This window comes from Streptomyces sp. NPDC004629, assembly GCF_042873595.1.
In the GTDB taxonomy this organism is placed as follows: domain Bacteria; phylum Actinomycetota; class Actinomycetes; order Streptomycetales; family Streptomycetaceae; genus Streptomyces.
This window is the reverse complement of sequence record NZ_JBIALO010000076.1, coordinates 1-4,525: the sequence shown is the minus strand read 5'-3', so window position 1 is coordinate 4,525 and position 4,525 is coordinate 1. Positions and strand designations below refer to the sequence as shown.

Genomic DNA, 4,525 nt, shown 5'->3' with positions numbered 1-4,525 from the left:
GTTATCTGGATCCTTCACGCTCGGCAGCCACGCTGAACTGGTCTTTTGTGTGGATGACAGTGTCAGCTACGTCTCCTTAGAGTTGCTCAGATGTCACCGGAGCTGATCCAGCTGGCACGGCACGAAAGGGAGGATCCACCCGCATGACCAACCCACCGTCCGAGCGCACCCTCATCTACGCCGAAGACCTCAGGCCCGAAGACGTCTGCGGCCTGGAGATGTTCCTCAACGTGCAGCTGGGGCGGGTGTGCGAGGAGGTCGGCGAGACTGGAGAGACGTCCTTCGCGATGCGGTCTCTGCTCCGCCTGGTCTGCGACTCGGCAGGGCTCCTGTACACGCTGCTCGCGGTGGAACGGCCCGAGACGTGGCAGCAGGCCGCGATCGTGCGCGAGCGGCAGCGGCTACGCAGTACGGCGCACGAGTTCAACCACTGTGAGGGGTATGACCATGACCGCTGGTGGAACCAGGTGCGGCACTTCGACGGCTCCGACGAGACCGCCGAACAGGACCGGATCCGCCGGTTCACCGACGTCGGGCCGTATACCGAGACGATCGATTAACGCCGTGGGGCGGGGATGCTTCGGCGAAGGTCGCGGAGCTGTCCAAGGGCGACGGCGAGTTCGTTGCGGAGCCGTTCGTTCTCCTCGTTCAGTTTCCGGTTGGCGTCCCGTAGCGCTCGCACCACGGTCTCGTGTGACTTGGTGGTGATCCGCTGCTGGTCGGGCAGAGCCGGCCGCCCCGTGGCGGGCTGCTTGTTCGCGAGGTCTCGCAACCTGGTCAGCAGCGGAGCTTGGGCGTCGTCATAGAGAAAGGTCCTGGAGACCCCGGCCCGCGCGGCGACCCCGGCGACGGTCACCGCTCCGCCATCGCGCTCCAAAGCCGACAGGACGGCATGGACGCGTTCGATGCAGTCCAGGCGGCGTCGTTGTACAGCCTCGGCCAGGTGGGACGAGTTGTCAGCCCGCATCTGCTTCCTCCTCCGTCTCGCCTCGGTGGTCCGGGCGGTCGTCAGACGCCGGGGCGAGTCCGTCGTTCTCCTGGTCGGTGATGCGTGCGATGACGTGCTCGACCGCGGCGGCCAGACGTGCGTTGACGTCGGCGGCACGGGGGCGGCCGGCGGCTGCGGCATCGGATTGCAGCTCGCGGGTGCGGGCGAGGGTGTCGCGGTGGATGGGCAGGAACTGCCGGTCGCTTTGGAAGTCTTCGCAGAAGTAGCAGCCGTCGGCTGCCGTCTTGGGGCATGGGCGTGAGATGTGCCGTCCGCACCAGCCGCCGGCGACCGCGTGGAGGCGGCGCCCGATCTTCTCGGCGAGCCACTCGACGCCGGACAGGTCGCTGTCGCGGTGGATCTTGACCGCCTCGCCCTTGAGGTTGAAGCGGACTTCGTACTTCTCCTCGTATTCGCGACGAAGCGTGTCGTCCGCGATGCGTGAGTAGTGCTCCTGCATCGCCCAGGAGGTGTGCCCGAGGACCTCGCGGATGGTGCGGCCGGACACGCCCGCGTTCGCCATCCTGGTGCCGAGCGTGTGGCGGAACTGATGCCAGCTGACGGCAGCGGGGTCGCCGTTGGAGTCGATGAGGCGAATGAGCTTCAGCCAGGCGTCGAAGCGGGTGTCGACGGTGCCATAGGGCATGGGGTACTTGCCGTCCGGGTTCCCGCTGACCTTGGGGAACAGCCACTTGCAGGCACTGCCGAACCGTTCCCGGACGCGGCCGTGTTGTTCCCGGATCGTGTCCACCACCACGCGCGAGGCGGGGATGGCCCGGAAGCTCTTGTCCTTGCTCTTGTAGTGGACCAGGGCCCAGCGGCCGGACGGGGTCTTCTTCAGGCAGTCGGTCTTCAGGGTGAGTGCTTCGCTGATGCGTAGGCCCTCGTCGCGGCAGATCAGCACCAGTGTGCGGGTCTCGGGGTCGAGCAGGGCCAGGTTCTCTTCGGACTCGATCTGCTCCATCAGGTGCTCGTCGATGAAGTTGGCCTTCAGCCCGCGCGGTCGTGGGTATTCGTCCCGGTGGATCCGGGAGTCGGCGGGCAGCATGGGCTGCCAGTCGTAGCGGCGCCACGTTTCGAGCATGGTCGAGACCGCCGACAGCAGGCGGCTGCGGCTGCCTGGGGACACTGGCTGGCCGAAGTACGGCCCCTTCCGCTCCACCGTCCTGCGGCCGACCCAGCCGATGTACGACTCCAGCAGCGGTCGGTCCAGCACCGCCGGGTCGTCCTGCCGGTCGGGGCAGGCTTCCGCGAGGAACCGGGAGAAGAGAACGAAGTCGTGGAGATTGCGCGCGGCCGACCGCAGTTCCGTGCGCGCGAGCCGTAGTCGCAGGTAGCGCTTGATGGCCTGCCTCAGCCATGGCTGGGTGATGCCGGTGAAATCCAGCGGGGCGACGCGCTGCCGCTCTTCGATGCTGTAGCCGAGCCGGTCCGGTCGCCATACGTCCCTGTCCCACTCCTCTGCTGGCCCATCGAGGTCGCCGAGGGCCTCCAGCAGGTCCGTGAAGAGCTGCGGAACGGTGGTGTGGTTTAGCGACAGGTGACGCCAGTGGCCGGCCGGGCGGTCCCGCACCGAGGAGACGCCCTCGGCGATGACGGTGTTGACCGCGCGGACCCAGGAGCTGGGGACCACCTTGGAGCGTCGTTGATCGGTGCGGAGCTGGAGCAGGTACTGGAACTCCAGCGCCACGAGCGGCGGCAGGCCCGTGACGGAGAAGCTGGGGGCGTTGCGGAGCTTCAGCTCAGCGGGCAGCGCGGCCAGCGGTGGCCGCCCGACCTTCGTCCACCGGTAGTGGTGCCCGTCGCACAAACCGTTGCGGCTGATCTCGTAGCCGCAGTCGGGGAAGCCGCACCGCCTGGTGGCCGGGCGGAAGAGCATTGGCGCCTCGGCGGCGTACTGGCGGACGTTGACGCGCTGGCCCCGCGAATGCAGGCCATTCAGGTCGGCGAGGTGGAGGTCGCACAAGCACGAGAGTCCTCCGGAGTGCGGGCATCCGCTGACCAGGCACGGTGCCACGTCCAGGCTCAGTCCGGTCGGCCAGTTCGCCGGGTCCGCGATCCATCCTTCGCGCTCGGGTCGGCCGGCCTTCCGCCAGGCCGCGTCATGCGCGGCGCACAACCCCCGCGAGGCGTTCCTCCTCACGCACGTAGTGATCACGCAGGGAGTCGAGGCCAGGAAGTGCCCGGCGGGCGGCGCGAAGCACTCAACTCGGAACTCCGGCCGCACCACGCAAAGCAGGGCCGCGGCCCGCGGATCTCCGGGGAACGGGACGACGGCGGCCAGACCGCCATCGGCGCTCACCACGAGCCCCGGAAGCCGACGCGGTCCAGTTCCTCGGCCAGGTCGTCCGTGTCCAGATGGCCGTAGGTGTCCATCGTGGTCTGGACCGAGCCGTGCGTGAGCAACTCACTCGCGACCTCCAGCCGCACGCCAGCTCGCAGAAGCGCGGTCGCGTGAGTGTGCCGGAACAGATGCGGGTGAAAGTCGAGACCTGCGCGTCGCCGTAGCCGCTTGACCAGGCTCATCGCCGCCCAGTACCCCATCGGTGCACCGACCGTTCCGTTCCACAGGTTCACGAACACGTAGTCGCAGTCCAGCTCGCCGTACTCGGCGAACAGGTAGTCCGTATAGAGGTCGAGCAGCGTCTGCCGGACGGGGATCTCCTTCGGGTCGCGGCTCTTGCCGCGTGCGCGGTTGGCGTTGTCCTCGCGGGGCCGCAGCGTGAGCGTCCGCCGGTCCGTGTTGATGTCCTCGTGCCGCAGCCCCAGCGCCTGCCCGATCCGGCAGCCCGTCTCGAACATCAACGCCATCAGCAGCCGATCCCTCAACCGCTCGCACGCATCGAGGATCCGTTGCACCTCGGCGTCCGTCAGCGTCGTCGGCCGCCGCTTGACCTGCTTCAGCCGCGTCGGCCGTGCATTGACCTGCCGCTCCGCGATGCCGGCGAGGAATCCGCCGTGGTCGCCGATCGATGTCGCCCGGCGGTGCGTCAGCTGGGCTCCCATACCGACGCCGCGGCGGGCAAGGAACCCGTAGAACATGTAGACGCTGTCCAGCGCACGGTTCACCGTTGACGGCTCCCGGGCCGGACCATCGGCGTCCGCCGATCGCAGCCGCCCCGGCTGCACCGGACGCCGCAACCAGCCGGCGAACTGGTCCACCTGCTCGGGTGCCGCTGCCAGCAGGTCAACGTCCAGGAGCTGAAGGAAGACCAGCCACGCCTTCAGGTCGAAGGCGCGGGCCCGCAGGGTGTTCGGCGAATGCTCCCGGTCGGTGCACAGGGCGAGGTAGTCGTCCACCATCTCGACTACCCGTCCCTCGCTGTCCACGACGGTGTACGTCTCGTGGCGCATCCCCGTCCCCACGACCCGTCGCACGTACATCCCAGCCCCTCCGCACCCAGTGGATCCCTTGGATGGAGCAACGACCATCGCGGACAACGGTCACAAGCGAGTGTCAGCGACAAGGGCGGGCCCCTGGCTGGGGACCACGTGGCGTACGTCCCTGACACCGTCGGACTGGGTACAGATAAAGGC

At 68.2% G+C, this 4,525-nt stretch carries 4 protein-coding genes; 1 reads left to right on the top strand and 3 read right to left on the bottom strand.

Annotation, left to right across the window (positions count from 1 at the left end; genetic code table 11):
* The first annotated feature begins 143 nt into the window (after positions 1–143).
* Positions 144–560, top strand: a complete 417-nt coding sequence (locus tag ACFYTE_RS42115) for a hypothetical protein (protein WP_388722584.1) — start codon at positions 144–146, stop codon at positions 558–560.
* Here the strand turns inward: ACFYTE_RS42115 and ACFYTE_RS42110 are convergent.
* From ACFYTE_RS42110 to ACFYTE_RS42100, 3 genes are all read right to left on the bottom strand, one after another.
* On the bottom strand, positions 557–967 hold the full coding sequence (locus ACFYTE_RS42110) for a DUF6262 family protein (RefSeq protein ID WP_388722582.1): 411 nt from the start codon (positions 965–967) through the stop codon (positions 557–559). The genes ACFYTE_RS42115 and ACFYTE_RS42110 overlap by 4 nt on opposite strands.
* The gene (locus tag ACFYTE_RS42105; protein WP_388722580.1) at positions 957–2,954 is read right to left on the bottom strand and encodes a tyrosine-type recombinase/integrase; all 1,998 of its coding nucleotides are present in this window, start codon (positions 2,952–2,954) and stop codon (positions 957–959) included. Before ACFYTE_RS42105 ends, ACFYTE_RS42110 begins: the two co-directional genes overlap by 11 nt.
* 332 nt (positions 2,955–3,286) lie before the next feature.
* Complete coding sequence (locus tag ACFYTE_RS42100) at positions 3,287–4,372, bottom strand: tyrosine-type recombinase/integrase (protein ID WP_388722578.1); 1,086 nt, start codon at positions 4,370–4,372, stop codon at positions 3,287–3,289.
* Positions 4,373–4,525: the final 153 nt, after the last annotated feature.